Source organism: Methylobacterium sp. PvR107 (assembly GCF_017833295.1).
Classification (GTDB): Bacteria; Pseudomonadota; Alphaproteobacteria; order Rhizobiales; family Beijerinckiaceae; genus Methylobacterium.
The window spans coordinates 4,007,572-4,026,406 of record NZ_JAFIBW010000001.1 but is presented as its reverse complement, the minus strand read 5'-3'; the positions used below and the strand labels follow the sequence as shown (position 1 = coordinate 4,026,406).

The following is an 18,835-nucleotide window of genomic DNA, read 5'->3' as shown; positions in this document are numbered from 1 at the left end:
ATCGTCCGGATCTCGAGGTCGTGGGGCATGCGGCCTGCCGTCGATGCCTCTCGGGTTCGTCACCCCCGCCGGCAGTTGTGGCGGATGCCCGGCGGACCGCAGGAGCGGGATACTGTGCCCGGAACGAGGCGGGCGGGCAGCCGTTGCCCCGCTTGAACCCCAGGGAGCCACGCTTGAACCGATCGATCCCCGCCCTTCTTCTCGCCGCCGCGACGGTGCTCGGCCTCCCGGCAACGGTCGGGGCGCAGGACAGGACCAGCCCCAGGCAGGCACCGCCGGCCGAAATCGCCGGCAAGCCCGCTGCCGACACGCAGGACCCGGGCAAGACCGCCACGGAGGCCGTGACCCATCCCTCCGCGGTGCCGCCTACCGAAGGCGCCATCGGCACGGGCAAGCCGCCGACGAGCGGAGAAGCGCCGGCCTCGGGCCGCTAGATCGCCCGGGTCAGTGCGGACGGATCCGAAGCGTCCGCGCGCGAACCAACGCGGCCTTCGGAAGTCTCCCTGTCGCGGCCAAGCATCGGCTGCGTCGGGCGAGCTGGACCCGATCATGCGTCAAGACGGGGTCGTTCAGGCCCGCCGCGAGCCCGCCATGCCTGATCGAGCCGGCCCCGGGCTCCGGAGCCTGCGCCGGCACACCTCCGGGATCGCAGCCCCCGATCCCCGCCTCTGGGCGCTCGTCCTCGTCATCCTCGGGATCGATGCCGTCTGGATGCGGATGGCCCGGATCGCTGCCGAACCCGCGGGTTTCGCGCTCGCGGCGGTGGCCGTCGCGGTCCTCCTGGTCGCTGCGGCCTGCCTGGGCACGCTGAAGTCGGACCCGTCCTTGCGCGGCATGGCCCTGGCGAGCGGGTTCCTGGTCGTCTTCACGGTCCCGGTGGCGGTCCTGCACTTCCTCGCGGCGGGGCTCGCGCTGCCCTTCGTCGACGGCGCGCTGGCCCGGTCCGAGGCCGGCCTCGGCTTCGACTGGACCGGCTATGTGGCTTTCTTGGCCCGGCATCCGACCCTGTCGTGGTGGCTGGCGCTCGCCTACCATTCCAGCGGACCGCAGGTCGGCCTCGTGGTGATCGCGTTGAGCGCCACCCGCCGGCTCGGGCGATTATGGACCTACATCCGGCTGTTTTCCGTCACGCTCCTCTGCGTGGTGCTCTTTGCCGCGCTGCTGCCGGCGCTGGGGCCCTACGCGTATTATGCGCCGCGGATCGTCCCGGCGGAGCACCTGGAGACGGTCGGGGCGCTCTGGCACCTGGAGCCGGTGGCGCGCCTGCGGACCGGCACGCTGGAGACGCTCGCGCTTGGCGACCTGCGCGGCCTCGCGACATTTCCGTCCTTCCACGTCTGCCTGGCGATCCTGACGGGCTGGGCGCTGGCACCGGTCCCGGTGCTCGGCCCCCTCGCGATCCTGCTCAACGCCGCCGTGATCGTCGCGACGATCGGCGCGGGCGGCCACTATCTGCCGGACGTGCTGGCCGGGGCGCTGCTCGCGGCCGCGGCCCTCGCGTGTCGGACCGATGCGGCGAAGGCCGAGCGCGCGATGACATCGATCCGGCAACGACACCCCGGCGCCCGGCTCGCATCCCAGACCCTCGACACGGCGCGCCTCGCCTCCGTGCGGGCCTTCGGCGAGCGGTGGCAATCCGAGGGCCGGCCGATCGATATCCTGTTGCTCAACGCCGGCATCGCTACCGTGCCGAACCGCGAGGAGACCGAGGACGGGTTCGAGCGCCAGCTGAGCACGAACTATCTCGGCCATTTCGCCCTGACCGGCCTGCTCCTGCCCTTCGTCCGACGGGATGCGGCCTCGCGGATCGTCGAGGTCGCGAGCCTCGCCCACAGGCCCGGGCGGATCCATTTCGACGATCTTCAGCTTTCGCGCTCCTACGGCCCGCAGCGCGCCTATCGGCAGTCGAAGCTCGCGATGCTGATGTTTGGCCTCGAACTCGACCGGCGGCTCAAGAAGGCCGGCCTGCCGATCCGGTCGGTCCCGGCCCATCCCGGCGCGGCCCGCACGGATGTCTTCCGGCGCGGTGACCGGGCCGGGCCGGTCCAGCAGCTCGCCGGCCACGCGATCTTCTCGGTGATCGGCCAGTCCGCCGCGCAGGGCGCGCTGCCGCTGCTCTTCGCCGCGACGGCGCCAGAGGCGGAGGGCGGCGCCTATTATGGGCCGGACGGGGTCTGGGAGCTGAAGGGCTCTCCGGCCCGCGCCGACATCGCCGCGCACGCCCGGGACAAGGCCGCGGCGGAGCGGCTCTGGTCGGTCTCCGAGTCGCTCACCGGGATCCGCTGCGCTGTCTGACCCCGCACCCGCCGTGCGGCTCCGCTTGCCCGCCCGTCACTCCTTTCATAGATGCCGACGATGACAGCCCTCCCCTTCGACAACAGCTACGTCCGCCTGCCCGAGCGCTTCTACGCCCGCCGCGCGCCGACGCCCGTGGCGGCGCCCCGCCTGATCCGGCTGAACCGGGCGCTGGCCGAGACGCTCGGCCTCGACCCGGACTGGCTGTCGGGCCCTGAGGGCGTGGCGGCGCTCGCCGGGAACGGCGTGCCGGAGGGCGCCGACCCGATCGCGGCGGCCTATGCCGGGCACCAGTTCGGCAACTTCGTGCCGCAGCTCGGCGACGGCCGCGCGATCCTGCTCGGCGAGGTGGTCGATCGGCTGGGACAGCGCCGCGACATCCAACTCAAGGGCTCGGGCCCGACGCCGTTCTCCCGGCGCGGCGACGGCCGCGCGGCGCTCGGGCCGGTGCTGCGCGAATACGTTGTCAGCGAGGCGATGGTGGCACTCGGCATTCCGACGACGCGGGCGCTCGCCGCTGTGGCAACGGGCGAGGCTGTCGTTCGCGAGACCTTGCTGCCCGGCGCGGTCCTGACCCGCGTGGCCGCGAGCCACATCCGGGTCGGCACCTTCCAGTTCTTCGCGGCACGGGGCGACGTCGAGGGCGTGCGGGCGCTCGCCGACCACGTCGTGGCCCGGCACTATCCGGACGCCGCGCAGGCCGCGAACCCTTACCAGGCGCTGCTGGAGGCCGTCATCGCCCGGCAGGCCGAACTCGTGGCGCGCTGGCTGCTCGTGGGCTTCGTTCACGGCGTGATGAACACCGACAACATGTCGGTCGCCGGCGAAACGATCGATTACGGCCCCTGTGCCTTCCTCGATGCCTACGATCCCCGAACGGTCTACAGCTCCATCGACCGGAACGGGCGCTACGCTTACGGCGAGCAGCCGCGCATCGCGCTGTGGAACCTGACGCGGCTGGCCGAGACCCTGCTGCCGCTGCTCGCAGACGACGAGACCGCTTCGGTCGCCGAGGCGGAAGCGGCGCTCGCCGGCTACGCGGCGCGCTTCGAGGCCGCCTATCACGGCGGCCTCTCCCGCAAGCTCGGTCTGGACGAGAGTCACGAGGGCGATTCTGCGCTGGCGGGCGACCTCCTCAAGCGGATGGCCGAGAACCAGGCCGACTTCACCCTGACCTTCCGAAACCTGTGCGCGGCGGCAGAGCGGCCGGAGGCCGACGCGGCGGTGCGCGACCTGTTCGTCGACCCCACGGCCTTCGATGGCTGGGCGGTCCGCTGGCGCGAGCGGCTGGCCCTGGAGGTCCGCGACCCAGCCGCCACCGCCGCCGCGATGCGGGCGGTCAACCCGGCCTTCATCCCGCGCAACCACCGCATCGAGGCGATGATCGAGGCCGCCGTGGAACGGAGTGACTTCGCGCCTTTCGAGGCGCTTCTGAGCGTGCTGTCCCGGCCCTACGCAGACCAGCCGGACAACGCGCCCTACGCCGAGGCCCCCGCGGGGGGCGGCGTCGGCTACCGGACGTTCTGCGGCACCTGATCCAGGGCTGAGGCGCGGCTCAGAGCACCCTCAGGCCTCAGGCCAGGTATAGATCTCGTGCACGCTGCCGTCGGACCGGAACCAGTGCACGCGGGTGGCGGGATTGAATCCATGATCCCGATACGAGGTGGCGATCACCGACACGAGCACCGCCGCCGCCGAACGATCATGGATGTCATAGGCCAGGAGTTGCGGTGAGCGCCCATCCATCCGGACGCGATCACGAACGAAGATCGAATATGACATACGCCTCACTCGGCTCGATCTTAAAACAACCTGTGCGAGTATAAATCAAACAGATCGAAGGCGTTCACTGCAGGCTCATGTAAAGGTTAATGGATTTTAACAGGATTTCGAAGATTTGATCGAATCTTTCTCGACAGAGATGCCGCGAAGTTCGCGTGAAGCGTGGGCGTTGAGGCCGGCATGTTCGCCAGCCGTTTCGGGCTCGCACACCGATGGTCGCTTGACGCGATCACGCCCTGCAAGCGCCCTGCCCTCCTCCCGAAGCGCCAGCGTCACCGCGAGAACCCGAGGGGAATCGGCTCCCAGGCGAGCTGCGCCCGGATCTCAGGACGCGCGCGCGGATGGACGCGTTTCGTGCTCCTTCAGCTCGGAAGCGGCCGATTGAAGCAGCGTCAGCATCAGCTTCATCGCCGCCGCGGCGGCCTCGACGCATTCGGCCTCGCTGTCGAGCCGGTCCAGCAATGCCCCGGCATCGGCATCCGGCACCAGATGGCTCATGGCGCCGCCACCGAAGGCCGGCTCGAGCACGGGACCGCACTCGACCACCTCGATTCCGGTGTGGCGCAGGTCGCAGCAGATCCGGTCGAAGATCGCCTCCACGGCCGGGGACGGCCCTTCCAGGGCCTGCACGAAGTGCAGGCGGGCGAAGAGCAGCGCACCGGTGACGCCGGCCCCGGCATTCCGATCCCGGGACGTCGCCACCATGGCGTCGACGACACGCTGCACCTCCGCAGGATTGCCCGCGATCGCGCTGCGGCTCCGGTAGACCAGCCGGAACAGATCGGAGCGGTCCAGAGGAGTCATGCGGCCTCGCGCGCGTCGACGAACGACAGGAACTCCGCTTCCGGCAGCGGCCGGCTGACGTGATAGCCCTGCACCTGGTGGCAGCCCGAAGCGGCCGTGAAGGCGAATTGCTCCGCGGTTTCGACGCCTTCGACCGTGATGGTCATGCCGAGGCACGCCCCCATGGTGATGATCGCCCGGACGATGGCGGCACTTTCCGGGTCGCCCGGAAGCTGCCGCACGAACGATCGGTCGACCTTGATCTTGTCGAAGGGAAAGCGGCGCAGGTAGCTCAGCGAGGAATAGCCGGTTCCGAAATCATCCATCGAGATGCTGACGCCCGCCGCCCGCAAGCGGGTCATGGTGGCGAGGGTGCGGTCCTCGTCGGCCAGCAGCACGCCCTCGGTGATCTCCAGCTCAAGGCGATCCGCGGCGAGGCCGGAGGCCGTGAGCGCCGCCTTCACGGTCTCGGCGAGGCGGAGATCCCGGAACTGGGTCGGCGAAAGATTGACGGCGACCCGGATGTGCGACGGCCAGCGGGCCGCCTGGGTGCAGGCCGTGCGCAGGACCCATTGTCCCAGCGGTCCGATCAGGCCCGTCTCCTCGGCCAGCGGGATGAAATCGGCGGGCGGGATGAGGCCGCGCTCCGGATGGCGCCAGCGCACCAGCGCCTCCGCCGCGGTGATCCGGCCTGAGCGCGCATCGACGAGGGGCTGATAGTGCAGCTCGAATTCCTGCACCGCGATCGCGCGGCGCAGATCCGCCTCCAGGCTGCGCCGGGCCTGGACGCGCGCATCCAGCGTGGGATCGAACCGGCGGAACATGCCCTTGCCATCCGCCTTGGCCTTGTACAGCGCGAGGTCGGCGTTGCGCAGCAGCGTGCCGGGCTCGCCGCCATCCGCCGGCGCGAGCGCGGCGCCGACCGAGACACCGACATTGACGAGTTGGCCGTCGATCAGGAACGGGCGGTCGATCAGCTCGATGATGCGCGCGGCCAGAGCGTGCACCGCCTCGGGACCGTCCGGGGCAGCCTGCAGGACCGCGAACTCGTCGCCGCCCAGCCGCGCGACCACGTCCTGCCCGCCCAGCGCCGCCGTGAGGCGCTGGGCCGTCTTGCGGAGCAGCGTGTCGCCGAGACCGTGCCCGAGCGTGTCGTTCACGAGTTTGAACCGGTCGAGATCGAGGACGACGACCGCGAAGGGTTGGTTGCGTTCGCCGCAGGACGCGGCGTGGCGGGCGAGCAGGTCGTGGAAATGGGCGCGATTGGGCAGGCCGGTCAGCGCGTCCGAATAGGCCAGCATGCGCATCTGCGATTCGGTCTGCAGGCGCTCCCGCTGATCGCGGACGGCCAGCACGGTCTGGAGCCCGCTCCCGAGCGGAACCTCGCTGCGCAGGACGCGCACCGGCACGCTCTGGCCGTCGGCGCCGACCAGCTCCGCCTCCCGTTCCTCGCGCTCGGGCAGCGCCGAGACGACGAGGCCGGGCAGGACATCCGAGAGGCGGCGGCCGTTCAGCGCGCCGGCGCCGAGACCCGACATCTGCTCCAGGCTCCGGTTGGCGATCTTGATGGTCTCGCCCTCGCAGACGGCGAGACCTTCGACGGCGAGGTTGGCGAGCTCGCGCAGGCGCTCTTGGTCCCGCCGGGCCTGCGCCCGGGCGTTCAGGGTCAGGCGCAGCCCGATGATGGCGAGGGTCAGGAGCCCGAAGGAGACGCACGCGACGATCGGGGCCACAATCTCCGGCGGGACGGCCTCGCGCGGCAGCGGTCGCTCCGGATCGAAGGTCAGCGTCATCGCCGCCATGCCGCCGAGATGAAGGATTCCGATCCCCGCGAGCAGCAGCGGCGCCGCCGCCCGGCGCCACGGACGCCGCCGCTCTCCGGCGACCATCAGGGCCGTGCCGAACATCAGCAGGCTCGCCGACAACGAGACGGCGACGAGGATCGGATCCCAGGTCACGGTCCCGGCGACGAGGTAGGAAGCCTCGCCGAGATAGTGCAGCGCCGCGATGCTGATCCCGAGGGCGAGGCCGGCCGCGAACCGGCGCGACCGATCCCGCTGCCCGATCACGAGCCCGATGCTGATCCCGATGCCCGCGATGGCGATGAGGAGCGAGAGGGCCGTGAGGGTCGGCTCGAAGCCGGCGGGCATGCCGGGCCTGAAGGCGAGCAGCGCGACCATGTGTGTGGCCCAGGCGGTGCAGCCTGACGCCACGATGGCGGCAGCACCCCAGGTCCAGGCAGCTCGCCCCGCCGAGCGCGCCGCCTGAGCCGCCACGGAGAACGAGCCGTAGACGCCGGTGACGCAGATGCCCGCGGCGAGGAGGATGAGGCGGTGATCATGTGCCTCTGTGAGGCACGTGTAGACGGATCGCATGGCAAGCTCCGAAGCTCCCGGCCTAAGCGCGACCCGTTAATCAAACTCCCTATCTCGAAGGCCATATTCTTCCGCAGCCTCGGAAAAGATCAGTTTTCATCCGTTATACGCTAATCTGTGTTATGTTTCGGACTGTTGCATAGAAAGAAACAGACCATGCGCTGTATTCGACGTCCGAGGGTGCGGCACTCCGCGCCAGGCCGTCCGTCCTGGACCTGCGTCTCCGCCCTATCGCGACGCGCGGCACTTCGCGCTTGACGGCCTCCTCGCCGGGGCCGGTCCTAAGTTCCGCGGCAAAACGCGCTATGGATGATCGGATGGCGCAGACGGGATGTCTCACACGATGACGACGCGGCTCCTGGTGGGACTCCTCGCGCTGCTTCTGGCGGCAGCCGGTGCGCAGGCGGCCGGCATCGTCGTGTCGTCCAAGCTCGATACGGAGGGCGGCGTCCTCGGGAACATCATCCTGCAGGCCCTGAAGGCCAAGGGCCTGCCGACCGTCGACAAGATCGAACTCGGCGCCACGCCGATCGTGCGCCAGGCCCTGCTCGAGGGCCAGATCGACATCTACCCGGAATATACCGGCAACGCGGCGTTCTTCTTCGGGAAGGCCGACCTTCCGGTCTGGAAGGACCCGAAGGCCGCCTACGAGACCGCCAGGAACCTCGATCTCCAGGCCAACGGCCTCGCCTGGCTCGATCCGGCCTCGGCCGACAACACCTGGGCGATCGCGGTCCGCGCGGACATCGCCCAGGCCAACGGCCTGAGGACGATGAGCGATTTCGGCCGCTACGTGGCCGGCGGCGGAGCGATCAAGCTCGCCGCGTCCTCGGAATTCGTGTCGACGCCGGCCGCGCTCCCGGCCTTCGGCAAGGCCTATGGCTTCGCGCTCAGGCCGGACCAGCTCGTCATCCTGTCGGGCGGCGACACCGCCGGCACGATCGCCGCGGCGATGCGGGGCACCTCCGGCACCAACGCCGCCATGGTGTTCGGCACCGACGGCAGCCTCACCGTCGCCCGGCTCGTCGTCATGGCGGACGACAAGCGCATCCAGCCGGTCTACCAGCCGGCGCCCGTTGTCCGCGGGCCGGTTCTCAAGGCGCATCCGGAGATCGCCACGGTGCTCGATCCGATCTTCCGCAGGCTCGACCTGGCCACGCTGCAGGAGCTCAACGGCCGCGTGCAACTCGGCGGCGAGCCGGCCTCGTCCGTCGCGGCGGATTTCCTCAGGCGGAACGGCTTCGTGCCCGAGGCACCGGCAGCCGCAGCCGGGTCTCAGGGACGCCCCGGATTGCAAGGCGGCCGGAAACCGCTCTAGTGCAGGCCCATTACGGCCGCGCTCGGAGCATCGGATGGGCGGACACAGGGCGACCCGGGCGCCCGTCAGTTTCCGCCCGGCTCGGCCGGCGTTCGACCCGCTGGGTTCGGTCTTCGCCGCCCTCCTCGGACTCGGCCTCCTCGCCCTGCCGCTGGTGACGGCGCGCCCCAACCGGATCGCGCTGGGCACGCCCCTGACGGCGTGGTCGGCCCTGCCCCTGGGCCAAGCCCTCGCGCTCGGCGCCGTCCTGGGATGTGCCGCGCCGCTGCTCGCGCTGCGGATCGCACCGGGCCTGCGCCTTGCCGCCGGGTCTGCCGCGCTCACGATGCTCTGCCTCGCAGCCGGCTGGGCGGCCGATCATCTGACGCCCTCCGGCGACCGCTACGGCCGGATCTCTCCGGATGCGGGCTGGTGGCTGGCCTTCGCGGCCGCCGGCCTGGCGGCCGGCGACGGGCTGGCGCGGCTGCGGCCGAGCCCCGTTCTGCGGATCGGCGCGCTGGCGCTCGTCGCCGCCCTGGCGGGGCTCATCCTGCGCTCCGGCTTATGGGACAACCTCTCGGTGCTGCGGGAATATGTGAGCCGTTCCGACACGTTCGGCCGCGAGGTCCGGACCCAGGCCGGCCTCGCTTTGGCCTCGGTGGCCGCCGCCGCCCTGGTCGGAATCCCGGCAGCGATCCTGGCGCGCCCGGTTCCCGCCCTGCGGGCGGCGCTGCTCTCGGTCCTCAACGTCGTGCAGACGATCCCGTCGATGGCCCTGTTCGGGATGCTGATCGCCCCCCTCGCCTGGATCGGCCGGACGGTCCCAGGCGCGGCGGATCTCGGCATCGCCGGGATCGGCGCCGCGCCGGCCTTCGTGGCGCTGTTCGCCTACGCGCTCCTGCCGGTGACCGCCGCGACCGTCGCCGGCCTCGACGCCGTGCCCGACCCGGTGCGCGACGCGGCGCGGGGCGTCGGCATGACCGACCGGCAGCGCCTGGCGCAGGTCGAGCTGCCGCTCGCCCTCCCCGCCATCCTCACCGGGATCCGCATCGTGCTCGTCCAGAATATCGGGCTCGCGGTGATCGCCGGGCTCGTCGGCGGCGGCGGACTCGGCGTGTATGTCTTCCAGGGCATCAGCCAGAATGCGGGCGACCTCGTGCTGCTCGGCGCGCTGCCGACGGTGGTCATGGCGAGCGGCGCGGCGGTGCTGCTCGATGCGGTCATCGACCTCAGCCGCGGCCGGGCAGCGGACCGGACGCCATGATCGAACTCATGCATGTCAGCCGCGTCGTCGATGGCCGCACGATCGTGGCGGATGTCAGCCTGCAGATCGCTTCCGGGACGATCCTGACGGTGGTCGGCACCTCGGGATCCGGCAAGACGACCCTGCTGCGGCTGATCAACCGCCTCGTCGAGCCGAGCGCCGGCACGATCCGGGTGGCGGGCCGGGACGTCCGGACCGTGCCGCCCGACGCGCTGCGCCGCGGGATCGGCTACGCCATCCAGGGGCACGGGCTGTTTCCCCACCGCACCGTCGCGGAGAATATCGGCGTGGTGCCCAAGCTCCTCGGCTGGGACCGGAACCGAATCGCCGCGCGGGTCGACGAGCTCCTCGCCCTGTTCCGCCTCGAACCGGCGCTCTACCGGGACCGCCTTCCGGCGGCGCTCTCCGGCGGCGAGCAGCAGCGGATCGGCGTCGCCCGCGCGCTCGCCGCCGAGCCGCCGATCCTGCTGATGGACGAGCCCTTCGGCGCCCTCGATCCGATCATTCGCGGCCAGGCTCAGGACGACCTGAAGGCGATCCAGAAGCGCTACGGCACCACCATCGTTCTGGTGACCCACGACATGAACGAGGCCCTGCGCCTCGGCGACCGGATCGCCGTAATGGACCGGGGGCGCCTCGTGCAGGAGGCCGACCCGACGGCTCTGGTCGGCGCGCCGGCGACGGACTTCGTCGGTGCCTTGCTCGGCCGCGGCGACCGTGCCTTCCAGCTCATGGCCCTGCGGATCGTGGACGATCTCGTCGAGCCCGGCCCGGCCCCGGGCGCACCGATCATGGCCGGCACCTCGGTGCGCGACGCCCTGGCGGAGAGCCTCTGGTCGCAGCGCCCGGCCCTGCCGGTCAGCCGCGACGGCGTCATCCTGGGCCGGGTGACGCGGGCGACCCTCGAGGCGCAGGGTGCGTGTCCGTGAGCCGGGCGTCGATCCCGAAGGCCGCACTCCTCGTCCTGCTGGTCGCGTTCCTGGCGGCGCCGGATGCGTTCGCGGGGCTGTTCCGGCCGCTCGCGCCCGCCGGCACCCCGCCGATCTACGCGCAGACCCCGCTCCTGACGCTGGCCGTCAACCACCTGCTGCTGGTCGCCGCCGCGACCCTGGCGGCCAGCCTGCTCGCCCTGGGCTCCGCGATCGCGGCGACCCGGCCGGCCGGGCGCGACGTCCTGCCCTTCGCCCGCGCGCTCGCCAATCTCGGCCAGACCTTCCCGCCCGTGGCCGTCCTGGCGCTGGCGGTGCCGATCTTCGGGTTCGGCACGGTCCCGACGCTGATCGCCCTCGTCCTGTACGGATTGCTGCCGATCTTCGAGACGGCCCTGACCGGCCTGGAGAGCCTCGATCCGGCGCTCCTGGAGGCGGCACGCGGCATGGGGATGACCGACCGCCAGAGGCTCGTGCGGGTGGAGTTGCCCCTCGCGCTGCCGATGATCCTCTCGGGGATCCGGCTCTCGGCGGTCATCGGCCTCGCGACGGCGACGATCGGATCGACCGTCGCGGCCAGCACCCTCGGCGAGGTTATCGTCTCCGGCCTCCTCACCGGAAACACCGCCTACGTCCTGCAGGGCGGCCTCGTGGTCTCGGCGCTGGCGATCCTGATCGACGCCGGCCTGCGCGCGCTCGAAGCCGTCGCGACGCGCCGGGCCGGGTCTCATGCCTAGGGGCGATCGAACGTCCTGGAGGGGGCCGGCACACGCGTACCGGCCCCGCACCGTTCACCCGATCACCATCCGCGGTGCCAAGCTGCGTGACGCCAGCCGCCATGATGGTGCCAGCCCCAGGGGCGGTGCCAACCGACGTGGCGCCAGGCCCAGGGACGGTGCCAGCCGTAGACCACCGGCCGTGCGTAATAGACCGGGCGGTAGGCGTAGGGGCGCCAATTGGGCTTGCACCAGCCGGAGAAGCCCCTGTGGAACCCGGGGCCGCAGCCCTGCGCGGCGTCCGCCGTGCCCATTGTGGCGGTCAGGGTGCCGAGCGCGAGGAGTGCTGCGCCTGCAATCTTCATTCGCATGTCTACCTCCTTTCAACCGCAAGCAATATCATCCTCCGGCGACGGCCCGATCGAGACGTCGCCTGATGATGTCCGGCCGTTTGCGAAAGGCCGAGAGTGCATCCGAAACAACCAGACAGAGGAAGCGTTTCTTCACGAATGTGTGCTCGGCCCGGATCCAGATCCGGCGCGACTCTCTGCCGGATAGCCGGCCCGTGGCCTGGGTAAGGTCTTCCGGTTGCCATCCTGTGCTTTCGAGCACCGGCCGCGGACGTCACCGGGGTGCAGCCGGTTCACCGGTCGCGCAGTGAGGCCCTCCGGCCGGTCCGCGTCGGCCGGACCGGCGGCGCACCGCCATGCCGACACGGGTGCGGCCCAGGATCGGGGCGACTGGGCAGCAGGCTCTCCAGGTCCCGAACCGAACGGAGCACCGCGCCCGTCGCGGCAGCGGGCGATGAATCCAATGCGTCCGGATGCCGACGTCTGCGGATGTTGGCGCACAGCCCGCGCCACCCTTGGCCATGAGCCGCGGCGGCTCGCGACGAGCGGCCCCCGGCCGTGCAGCTCGGCGGGCAAGCGAGCCGACGTCACCGCGGGCCGCACCATCTCCTGGACACGAATTCGGATCGCTACGTACTCGGATGAACAATATAAAATATCATTCACATAAAACTATTGAATATTTATTTCATCGGCAGCACTCTCCAAATGGCGCAACCGATTCGGATGGCCAGATCTCGGCAGACCGATCAATGCCGAACGGCCTTCTCTGCGCCTGACAGGGAGGTCATCGTGAAAAGAAAAGACATCCAAGCCATGTCGCTCGTCACGGGTCCGGCCGTGACACTCGGAGTTCTGCTTCTGAGTTCCGTACCGTCGACTGCGGAGGACATGCCGCGGCAGGGTGAGTTCCGGATCACCTACACATCGACGCTTCCGGCCGCACCGAAACCTGTGATGATCGGCGAGAACCGCATGGCCTCCGCCACGATCAACATGATGACGGCTGTCAACGAGACCGGCGGCAAGCTCCTGCACAACATGGCCGGCCGCTGCACCTCCGCGCCGCTGATCGACAACAACAGCAAGATGTTCGAGAACCACGGGTACTGCGACTACGTCGATGCCGACGGCGACCACGTCTTCGAGAAGTGGGACTACCCGGTGCAGCCTCTTGGGGCGGCGAACGAGGGCACGGGCGAGTGGATCGGCGGCACGGGCAAGTTCGCCGGCCTGTCCGGCACGATGAAGATCCGCTCCCGCCGGCTGAACACGCTCACCGACGGCGCCGTGCAGGTGGTCGGCGAGAAGCTCGGCAGCTACAGCTTCACCAACACTGTGGCGAGCGCGAAGCCGAACTGAGGGCGCAACCGAGGGGCCCGGGACCGCGCGTCGATCCCGGGCCCCGGCCGGTCTCGGTCGGACGCCGCGTCCTCGGGATGCGCAGCGGGACAGATCGACGGGCTTGGCGGTATGACGTCGGCCATGAAGTCCGTCATGACGCCTGCGGACCGGGATCGGTTCGAGAAATGCCTCGTGCTCGCCGAGCACGGCGCCACGGCCGGCGAACGGACGGCCGCCCGCGCGGCCGCCGAACGCATCGCCCGCGGCGCCGGCCTGACGCTGGCCGAGGCGATCCGGGCGTTCGGGCAAAGGCGAGAGGCACCGCGCGCCGAAGCCAGGCCCTCGCCCTCAGCCCGCCGTCCCTATGCCTGGGCGCAGCCGAAGGAGCCGGTCAGGCCCATCACCGTCGAGGAGTTGGCGCGCCAGAAGGCCGAGACCGAAGCGTGGCGGAAGCGGGCTGCGGCCGCCGCCGACCGCCAGCGGAAGCGGGAGCGCGCGGAACAGGACGCCTACGCGGCCGAGGAGCGGGCCCGGCAGGCGGAGCGCGACCGGGATTGGGCGCGCACCCGCGCAGCGGCCCCGTCGGGCGAGCACTAGACCCGCCGGTCCTGCACGTCCGTTCAGCGGTGCCGGAGGATCGCCGTCCTGCGATGCCCGCGCTTACCGTGATGGCGGTGGCGGACGCGCGGCCTCGGCACGACTTGCGGAGCCACGTTCGGAGGCGGGGCCGCGGCGACGCCGTCATGAGCCGCGATCACGCGGCGTGCCTCCTCGACGCTCATGTCGCAGGCGCTGGTCATGCCTTGCAAGGCGCCCAGCGCCCGATTGTATTCCGGCAGGTTGGTGCATCCGGGAACACCCCATGCCCGGGCCGCAGCCGGCGCTCCGACCAACGCCGCGGCCACGACGGCGGCAAAACCCATCCTGAACGACAAAGCCCGCCCTCCCGCGGTCGAGGCCCGAGACCCGGCCCAAGCCCAGGGTCAACACGCGACAGCCCACGATGGGTGCGCGGCGGGCTCAGGCACCGCCGCACATGTGCTGCGAATCCGGCAACGTCCAGGAGTCCAGAGTCCGCAGGTTGGTGGTGGTGTACATCTTCCCGCGATCGTCGCCCTTCGGGCAGCCTGTCGGCAGGGCGACGAGGCAGGTGATCGCGCGGTCGCCGACCCGCGACCGCGCGATGGCTTCGACATACGCGTAGGAAATCCCGTAGACGCCGTTCTTCAGATCGACGCTGGTCCCCTCGTCGATACCGCCGGCCTGCGGCTTCACCAGCCGGTCGCTGAACCGCGTCCCGATCCGCGTGATCGTGGTGGCGATGCAGGTGCCGATCCGCGCCGGCACCTGGGCCTGCACCGCGCCTGACCTAAGGCCGGTTCCGGCCGCGACCCCGCACACGACGATGGCCGCACCGGCCCGAACGCGCGCGGCCTTGCGGCGTCGCCCGCGCAAACCCGCCATCAGGCGGCTTCGAGGAGGAAGTTGGCGCGGCGGAACATCAGCTCGCGGCGGTAGAAGTAGACGCCGCGGTGGCGCATGGCCTCATGTGCCGCGTCGACGTCGAACCCGAAGGGCCGATCCCGCGACGTGTCGATGCAGCTCACATACATCCACTGCACGCCGTCGATCATCTGCGGGATCGGCTGATCCTGCCGGATGGCACAGAACTGCCGGTCGTCGGCCGCCTTGACGAAGATGTAGTAGGTCTTCCGCGCGCACATCCGAACCTCCAGGGTCCTGGGCGGTGTATCCGCAACGCAACGGTCAAGCTATAATGTGATTCGAGCCTTATTGTCAAGCTTTCGACACATTGTCGCCACGGATGTGGCCGGCCTTCTGAAGCGGCCGGCTCATTCTGCGGCCTCCTGAAGCGGCCGGCCCTTGTCGACGACGTAGACCGACAGGATCTTCAGGGTCCTGTCGCCGACCACCGTGTAGCCGGCATGGGGGACGCCGCGCTTGTTGATCCCGCGCTCGCCCGTGGGCCGCTCCTTCGGTTCCTGGCCGGGCATCTGCGCCGAGCCGCCCTCGATGACGTAGAAGGCCTCCTCGCCGTTATGGACGTGCCGCCGCGAGGTCGCCCCTGGCGGAACCTCGACCAGTTGCATGACGATCTCCCGGCTATCATCGCCGGAGACCGGCATGCGGCCGAGTTCGGTCCGCTTGACCTCCTGCGCCGCCGCGGCGCCCGCGAGGCTCAGGGTGCCCGCCACACAGAAGCCCGCCAGAGCAAGGCCGCGCCCGCATCTCATGTCATCCTCCCGGTTTCGGTCAGAATGACACGGCCCCGCTCGCCCAGGAACGCCCGGACGGCAGCCGGCCGTTACAGCCTGGCTGGTTGACTCGCCCGCAGACGCCCGCGCCGCGATCCTCCGCCCCTGAGGGCAGAAGCGCGCGACCCCGTCAGGGGGCAAGGACAAATCCCGCCCCCGAGAGATCGATGATATCTCAGACTTTTCAAGCGGAACCCCTCTACTCGTAGCGATGTCCGCTATCGGTATTTGAAATTATGAATTTCAGAACCAGAGCTTAGACCGAGCCTCACGCTCTGTTGACAGCCAATAATGTCCGAGTATTGCATCTGCCGACGCAAACCGGAGACGTTGACCATGAAGGCGGTCGAGCCGAGCGGGCAGGATCAAAATCTAGGTCGCGTGATGCGCCAGGCGGCGGTGCGCCTCGTCGCGGCGTATCTGTCCAACAACGCGATACCGCGCACCAGCCTGCCCCCCCTCCTGGAAAGCGTGCATGCGGCATTGTTTGCCCTCGCGGATTCGACCGATACGGTGCGTCCCGAGCGCAGGGAGGCCGAGCCGAGCCAGGTTCGCCAGTCCATTCAGCGTGACGGCCTGATCAGCTTCATCGACGGCCGATCGTACAAGACGCTGAAGCGCCACCTCACCGCGCACGGGCTCACCCCGGAGCGCTACCGGGCGCAATACGGACTGCCGGCCGATTACCCGATGGTCGCTCCGGGCTACGCCGAGCAGCGCTCGCAGATCGCCAAGGCCATCCAGCTCGGCCGCAAGGCGGCTTGACGAACACACGCGCCGCGAATGCTTGCCGGCGTCGCGTGCGATTTCCTCACGTGACGCGTGACGACTTGATGGATTGTTCGGTCAGGGGCCACGCATTATCGTCCCACCACAATCCGCGCCCCGCTGCCCCTGGGGACGGCGATCGGATCCGAACGGATCATCGGGTCGAGCGGAGCGCATCAAGCCTGACGACGTGTCCAGGCAGCGGGTGGTGCTGGCAACCTGCGCCCGTTGGGATCAGTGACGGAAGCTGGATCCGAGCCTCACCCGCCGGCTGAACCGATGCGCGTGGATGCGCCCGACGAATCGGCTCGGCACATGATCTGACGGGAGACACGCGCGCCATGGCGGGCGACATCACCATTCGGTCTGGCCGATGCCATTGCGGCGCCGTGCGATTCGAGGCGCGGCTCACGGACGACCTCGCCTCGGCCCGCCGCTGCACATGCTCCTATTGCCGGATGCGCGGGGCCGTCGTCGTCATGGCCGAGAAGGGCGGGATCAGGATCGTCCACGGCGCGGACACGTTGACGAGCTACCGCTTCCACACCGGAGCGGCGCAGCACTTCTTCTGCTCCCGATGCGGGATCTACACGCATCATCAGCGCCGTTCGAACCAAGACCTCTACGCCGTCAACGCGGCGTGCCTGGACGGGGTCAGCCCGTTCGATTTCCCGGAGGTGCCGGTGATGGACGGGGTCAACCACACGAACGATACCGGCAAGCCGACGCGCCGCGCCGGCACGTTGTGCTTCATCCCGGCCGAGTGACGCGCCGCGATCAGGGGCGGAGCCTGATCAGGCGGCCGCGTTCGCCGGCGCCGCTTCGGCCCAGTCGGCCCCCCAATCCTGAACGATGTGGCCGGGCCCGACCTCCCGGTAGAGGCGCTCCGGCGCCACGTAGTCGGGGGCCCGGATCGGGCTGCGGATCTCGTCGTCCGGCAGGGCGTGCCGCGCGCCCCGCCGGGCCGGATCCGGGACCGGCACGGCGGCCAGCAGCTTCTTGGTGTAAGGGTGCTGCGGGTTTCCGAAGATCGCGGCCCGGGGGCCGATCTCCACGATCTCGCCGAGATACATCACCGCCACCCGGTGGCTCACCCGTTCGACCACCGCCATGTCGTGCGAGATGAACAGGTAGGCGAGGCCGAACTCCGCCTGGAGATCGAGCATCAGGTTCACGACCTGCGCCTTCACCGAGACGTCGAGCGCCGAGACCGCCTCGTCGGCGACGATCAGGCGGGGGTTCAGGGCGAGCGCCCGGGCGATGCAGATGCGCTGGCGCTGGCCGCCGGAGAACTCGTGCGGGAAGCGCTTGGCGGTCTCGGGAGGCAGCCCGACCCGCGCCAGCAGGTCCTCGGCCCGCCGGCGCGCCTCGCGGGCGGTCGCGAGGCGGTTGATCAGCAGGGGCTCCGCCACCGCCGCGCCGACACTCATGCGCGGGTCGAGGCTGGCGAACGGGTCCTGGAAGATCATCTGCATGCGCTGGCGGCGGGTGCGCAGGGTCTTCGGGTCGAGGCCGATGATGTCCTCGCCGTCGAGCAGGACCGAACCCGACAGCGGCTCGACGAGGCGCAGGATCGACCGGCCGGTGGTGGACTTGCCGCAGCCGGATTCGCCGACGAGCGCCAGGGTCTCGCCGGCCGCGAGGCTGAAGGAGACCCGCTCCACCGCGTGGACGCGGCCGGTCACGCGGCCGAGAAACCCGGAGCGGATGTCGAACCGGGTGGTCAGGTCGCGCACCTCCAGCACCGGGCGCTCGGCGGCCCTGACGGTGTCGGGCGTCTCGGGCGTCGGCGCCGCCAGGCCGGTGGCCCGGTCGACCACCGGGAAGCGCATCGGGCGGGGCCGGCCCGCCATGGTCCCGAGCCGCGGGACCGCGGCCAGCAGCGCCCGCGTGTAGGGCTCGGCCGGGGCGCCGAAGATCCGCGCGGTCGGTCCGGCCTCCACGGCGCGGCCCCGGTACATCACCACGGTGCGGTCGGCGATCTCGGCGACCACGCCCATGTCGTGGGTGATGAACAGGACCGACATGCCCTCCTCGTCCTGCAGGCTCTTGATGAGGTCGAGGATCTGGGCCTGGATCGTGACGTCCAGCGCCGTGGTCGGCTCGTCGGCGATGAGGAGCTTCGGCCGGCAGGCGAGCGCCATGGCGATCATCACCCGCTGGCGCATGCCGCCGGAAAAGCGGTGCGGGTACTCGTGCAGGCGCGACCGGGCGGCCGGGATCCGGACCTTGTCGAGGAGCCGGAGCGCCTCCGCCTCGGCGGCGGACCGCGATAGGCCCCGGTGCCGGATCAGCGCCTCGGCGATCTGGAAGCCGATGGTCAGGACCGGGTTCAGGGAGGTCATCGGCTCCTGAAAGATCATGGCGATGGAATCGCCGCGCACCCGCCGCATCTCGGCCTCGGGGGCATTGAGCAGCTCGCGGCCTTCGAAGCGCACGCTGCCGCCGATGCGGCTCGCGTCCCGCGGCAGGAGGCGCAGGATCGACAGGGCGCTGACGCTCTTGCCGGAGCCGGATTCGCCGACGAGCGCCACGGTCTCGCGGGGCCCGACATCGAAGGAGACGCCGTGCACGACCTCGCGCCAGCGCCCGTCCGAGCGGAAGGACACGGTGAGGTCGCGGACGGAGAGGATCGGGTCCACCAGGTCAGCCATCG

At 70.4% G+C, this 18,835-nt stretch carries 18 protein-coding genes and 1 pseudogene; 11 read left to right on the top strand and 8 right to left on the bottom strand.

Annotated elements, in window-relative coordinates; genetic code table 11:
* Window positions 1-173: 173 nt before the first annotated feature.
* The 3 genes from JOE48_RS18925 to JOE48_RS18915 all read left to right on the top strand — a co-directional run bounded on the left by JOE48_RS18925 (window position 174) and on the right by JOE48_RS18915 (window position 3,831).
* Window positions 174-434 carry a hypothetical protein gene (locus tag JOE48_RS18925; protein ID WP_210032112.1) on the top strand — a complete coding sequence of 87 codons (261 nt, stop codon included), beginning with the start codon at window positions 174-176 and terminating at the stop codon, window positions 432-434.
* A 115-nt stretch (window positions 435-549) separates the two neighbouring features.
* Window positions 550-2,295, top strand: coding sequence for an SDR family NAD(P)-dependent oxidoreductase (locus JOE48_RS18920; protein ID WP_210032110.1), 1,746 nt, complete (start codon window positions 550-552; stop codon window positions 2,293-2,295).
* A gap of 60 nt (window positions 2,296-2,355) precedes the next feature.
* Window positions 2,356-3,831: a protein adenylyltransferase SelO gene (locus JOE48_RS18915; protein WP_210032108.1), complete on the top strand. Its 1,476-nt coding sequence runs from the start codon at window positions 2,356-2,358 to the stop codon at window positions 3,829-3,831.
* Window positions 3,832-3,861: 30 nt separating this feature from the next.
* On the opposite strand, the gene JOE48_RS18910 is transcribed toward JOE48_RS18915, so the two are convergent.
* The 3 genes from JOE48_RS18910 to JOE48_RS18900 form a co-directional block, all read right to left on the bottom strand.
* The gene (locus JOE48_RS18910) at window positions 3,862-4,041 is read right to left on the bottom strand and encodes a hypothetical protein (protein ID WP_245252876.1); all 180 of its coding nucleotides are present in this window, start codon (window positions 4,039-4,041) and stop codon (window positions 3,862-3,864) included.
* A 360-nt stretch (window positions 4,042-4,401) separates the two neighbouring features.
* Window positions 4,402-4,881 (bottom strand): BLUF domain-containing protein, encoded by a 480-nt coding sequence (locus tag JOE48_RS18905; protein ID WP_210032104.1) that lies wholly within the window; start codon window positions 4,879-4,881, stop codon window positions 4,402-4,404.
* A complete protein-coding gene (locus tag JOE48_RS18900; protein WP_210032102.1) occupies window positions 4,878-7,235 on the bottom strand; it encodes a putative bifunctional diguanylate cyclase/phosphodiesterase in 2,358 nt (785 codons plus the stop codon). Before JOE48_RS18900 ends, JOE48_RS18905 begins: the two co-directional genes overlap by 4 nt.
* A gap of 331 nt (window positions 7,236-7,566) precedes the next feature.
* Between JOE48_RS18900 and JOE48_RS18895 the strand changes: the two are divergent.
* The 4 genes and pseudogenes from JOE48_RS18895 to JOE48_RS18880 all read left to right on the top strand — a co-directional run.
* A pseudogene (locus JOE48_RS18895) lies at window positions 7,567-8,481 on the top strand (ABC transporter substrate-binding protein); the annotation flags it as partial.
* A gap of 106 nt (window positions 8,482-8,587) precedes the next feature.
* The gene (locus JOE48_RS18890) at window positions 8,588-9,796 is read left to right on the top strand and encodes an ABC transporter permease (protein WP_210032099.1); all 1,209 of its coding nucleotides are present in this window, start codon (window positions 8,588-8,590) and stop codon (window positions 9,794-9,796) included.
* Complete coding sequence (locus JOE48_RS18885) at window positions 9,793-10,725, top strand: ABC transporter ATP-binding protein (RefSeq protein WP_210032098.1); 933 nt, start codon at window positions 9,793-9,795, stop codon at window positions 10,723-10,725. Before JOE48_RS18890 ends, JOE48_RS18885 begins: the two co-directional genes overlap by 4 nt.
* Window positions 10,716-11,462, top strand: coding sequence for an ABC transporter permease (locus tag JOE48_RS18880; RefSeq protein WP_210032097.1), 747 nt, complete (start codon window positions 10,716-10,718; stop codon window positions 11,460-11,462). The genes JOE48_RS18885 and JOE48_RS18880 overlap by 10 nt, the downstream gene beginning before the upstream one ends.
* 62 nt (window positions 11,463-11,524) lie before the next feature.
* On the opposite strand, the gene JOE48_RS18875 is transcribed toward JOE48_RS18880, so the two are convergent.
* Window positions 11,525-11,812 carry a GCG_CRPN prefix-to-repeats domain-containing protein gene (locus JOE48_RS18875; protein WP_210032096.1) on the bottom strand — a complete coding sequence of 96 codons (288 nt, stop codon included), beginning with the start codon at window positions 11,810-11,812 and terminating at the stop codon, window positions 11,525-11,527.
* 795 nt (window positions 11,813-12,607) lie between these two features.
* On the opposite strand from JOE48_RS18875, the gene JOE48_RS18870 reads away from it, so the two are divergent.
* Together JOE48_RS18870 and JOE48_RS18865 are read left to right on the top strand one after the other, a co-directional pair.
* On the top strand, window positions 12,608-13,153 hold the full coding sequence (locus tag JOE48_RS18870) for a hypothetical protein (protein ID WP_210032095.1): 546 nt from the start codon (window positions 12,608-12,610) through the stop codon (window positions 13,151-13,153).
* 123 nt (window positions 13,154-13,276) lie between these two features.
* The gene (locus JOE48_RS18865) at window positions 13,277-13,732 is read left to right on the top strand and encodes a hypothetical protein (protein ID WP_245252875.1); all 456 of its coding nucleotides are present in this window, start codon (window positions 13,277-13,279) and stop codon (window positions 13,730-13,732) included.
* A 423-nt stretch (window positions 13,733-14,155) separates the two neighbouring features.
* On the opposite strand, the gene JOE48_RS18860 is transcribed toward JOE48_RS18865, so the two are convergent.
* The 3 genes from JOE48_RS18860 to JOE48_RS18850 form a co-directional block, all read right to left on the bottom strand.
* On the bottom strand, window positions 14,156-14,599 hold the full coding sequence (locus JOE48_RS18860) for a hypothetical protein (protein WP_210032094.1): 444 nt from the start codon (window positions 14,597-14,599) through the stop codon (window positions 14,156-14,158).
* Window positions 14,599-14,859: a hypothetical protein gene (locus JOE48_RS18855; protein WP_210032092.1), complete on the bottom strand. Its 261-nt coding sequence runs from the start codon at window positions 14,857-14,859 to the stop codon at window positions 14,599-14,601. Before JOE48_RS18855 ends, JOE48_RS18860 begins: the two co-directional genes overlap by 1 nt.
* 129 nt (window positions 14,860-14,988) lie before the next feature.
* Entirely contained in the window at window positions 14,989-15,390 is a 402-nt protein-coding gene (locus JOE48_RS18850; protein WP_210032090.1) for a cupin domain-containing protein, read from the bottom strand.
* A 357-nt stretch (window positions 15,391-15,747) separates the two neighbouring features.
* On the opposite strand from JOE48_RS18850, the gene JOE48_RS18845 reads away from it, so the two are divergent.
* Together JOE48_RS18845 and JOE48_RS18840 are read left to right on the top strand one after the other, a co-directional pair.
* Complete coding sequence (locus tag JOE48_RS18845; protein ID WP_210032089.1) at window positions 15,748-16,176, top strand: MucR family transcriptional regulator; 429 nt, start codon at window positions 15,748-15,750, stop codon at window positions 16,174-16,176.
* Window positions 16,177-16,520: 344 nt separating this feature from the next.
* Entirely contained in the window at window positions 16,521-16,946 is a 426-nt protein-coding gene (locus JOE48_RS18840; protein ID WP_210032088.1) for a GFA family protein, read from the top strand.
* Window positions 16,947-16,973: 27 nt separating this feature from the next.
* Here the strand turns inward: JOE48_RS18840 and JOE48_RS18835 are convergent, their stop codons facing one another.
* A complete protein-coding gene (locus JOE48_RS18835) occupies window positions 16,974-18,833 on the bottom strand; it encodes an ABC transporter ATP-binding protein (RefSeq protein WP_210032087.1) in 1,860 nt (619 codons plus the stop codon).
* Window positions 18,834-18,835: the final 2 nt, after the last annotated feature.

Bases quoted from the DNA above. Each gene is read 5' to 3' on its own strand.
- JOE48_RS18920 (WP_210032110.1), top strand. From the start codon at position 550: ATGCGTCAAGACGGGGTCGTTCAGGCCCGCCGCGAGCCCGCCATGCCT.
- JOE48_RS18915 (WP_210032108.1), top strand. From the start codon at position 2,356: ATGACAGCCCTCCCCTTCGACAACAGCTACGTCCGCCTGCCCGAGCGC.
- JOE48_RS18910 (WP_245252876.1), bottom strand. From the start codon at position 4,041: ATGGATGGGCGCTCACCGCAACTCCTGGCCTATGACATCCATGATCGT.
- JOE48_RS18905 (WP_210032104.1), bottom strand. From the start codon at position 4,881: ATGACTCCTCTGGACCGCTCCGATCTGTTCCGGCTGGTCTACCGGAGC.
- JOE48_RS18900 (WP_210032102.1), bottom strand. From the start codon at position 7,235: ATGCGATCCGTCTACACGTGCCTCACAGAGGCACATGATCACCGCCTC.
- JOE48_RS18890 (WP_210032099.1), top strand. From the start codon at position 8,588: ATGGGCGGACACAGGGCGACCCGGGCGCCCGTCAGTTTCCGCCCGGCT.
- JOE48_RS18885 (WP_210032098.1), top strand. From the start codon at position 9,793: ATGATCGAACTCATGCATGTCAGCCGCGTCGTCGATGGCCGCACGATC.
- JOE48_RS18875 (WP_210032096.1), bottom strand. From the start codon at position 11,812: ATGCGAATGAAGATTGCAGGCGCAGCACTCCTCGCGCTCGGCACCCTG.
- JOE48_RS18870 (WP_210032095.1), top strand. From the start codon at position 12,608: ATGTCGCTCGTCACGGGTCCGGCCGTGACACTCGGAGTTCTGCTTCTG.
- JOE48_RS18865 (WP_245252875.1), top strand. From the start codon at position 13,277: ATGAAGTCCGTCATGACGCCTGCGGACCGGGATCGGTTCGAGAAATGC.
- JOE48_RS18860 (WP_210032094.1), bottom strand. From the start codon at position 14,599: ATGGCGGGTTTGCGCGGGCGACGCCGCAAGGCCGCGCGCGTTCGGGCC.
- JOE48_RS18855 (WP_210032092.1), bottom strand. From the start codon at position 14,859: ATGTGCGCGCGGAAGACCTACTACATCTTCGTCAAGGCGGCCGACGAC.
- JOE48_RS18850 (WP_210032090.1), bottom strand. From the start codon at position 15,390: ATGAGATGCGGGCGCGGCCTTGCTCTGGCGGGCTTCTGTGTGGCGGGC.
- JOE48_RS18845 (WP_210032089.1), top strand. From the start codon at position 15,748: ATGAAGGCGGTCGAGCCGAGCGGGCAGGATCAAAATCTAGGTCGCGTG.
- JOE48_RS18840 (WP_210032088.1), top strand. From the start codon at position 16,521: ATGGCGGGCGACATCACCATTCGGTCTGGCCGATGCCATTGCGGCGCC.
- JOE48_RS18835 (WP_210032087.1), bottom strand. From the start codon at position 18,833: ATGGCTGACCTGGTGGACCCGATCCTCTCCGTCCGCGACCTCACCGTG.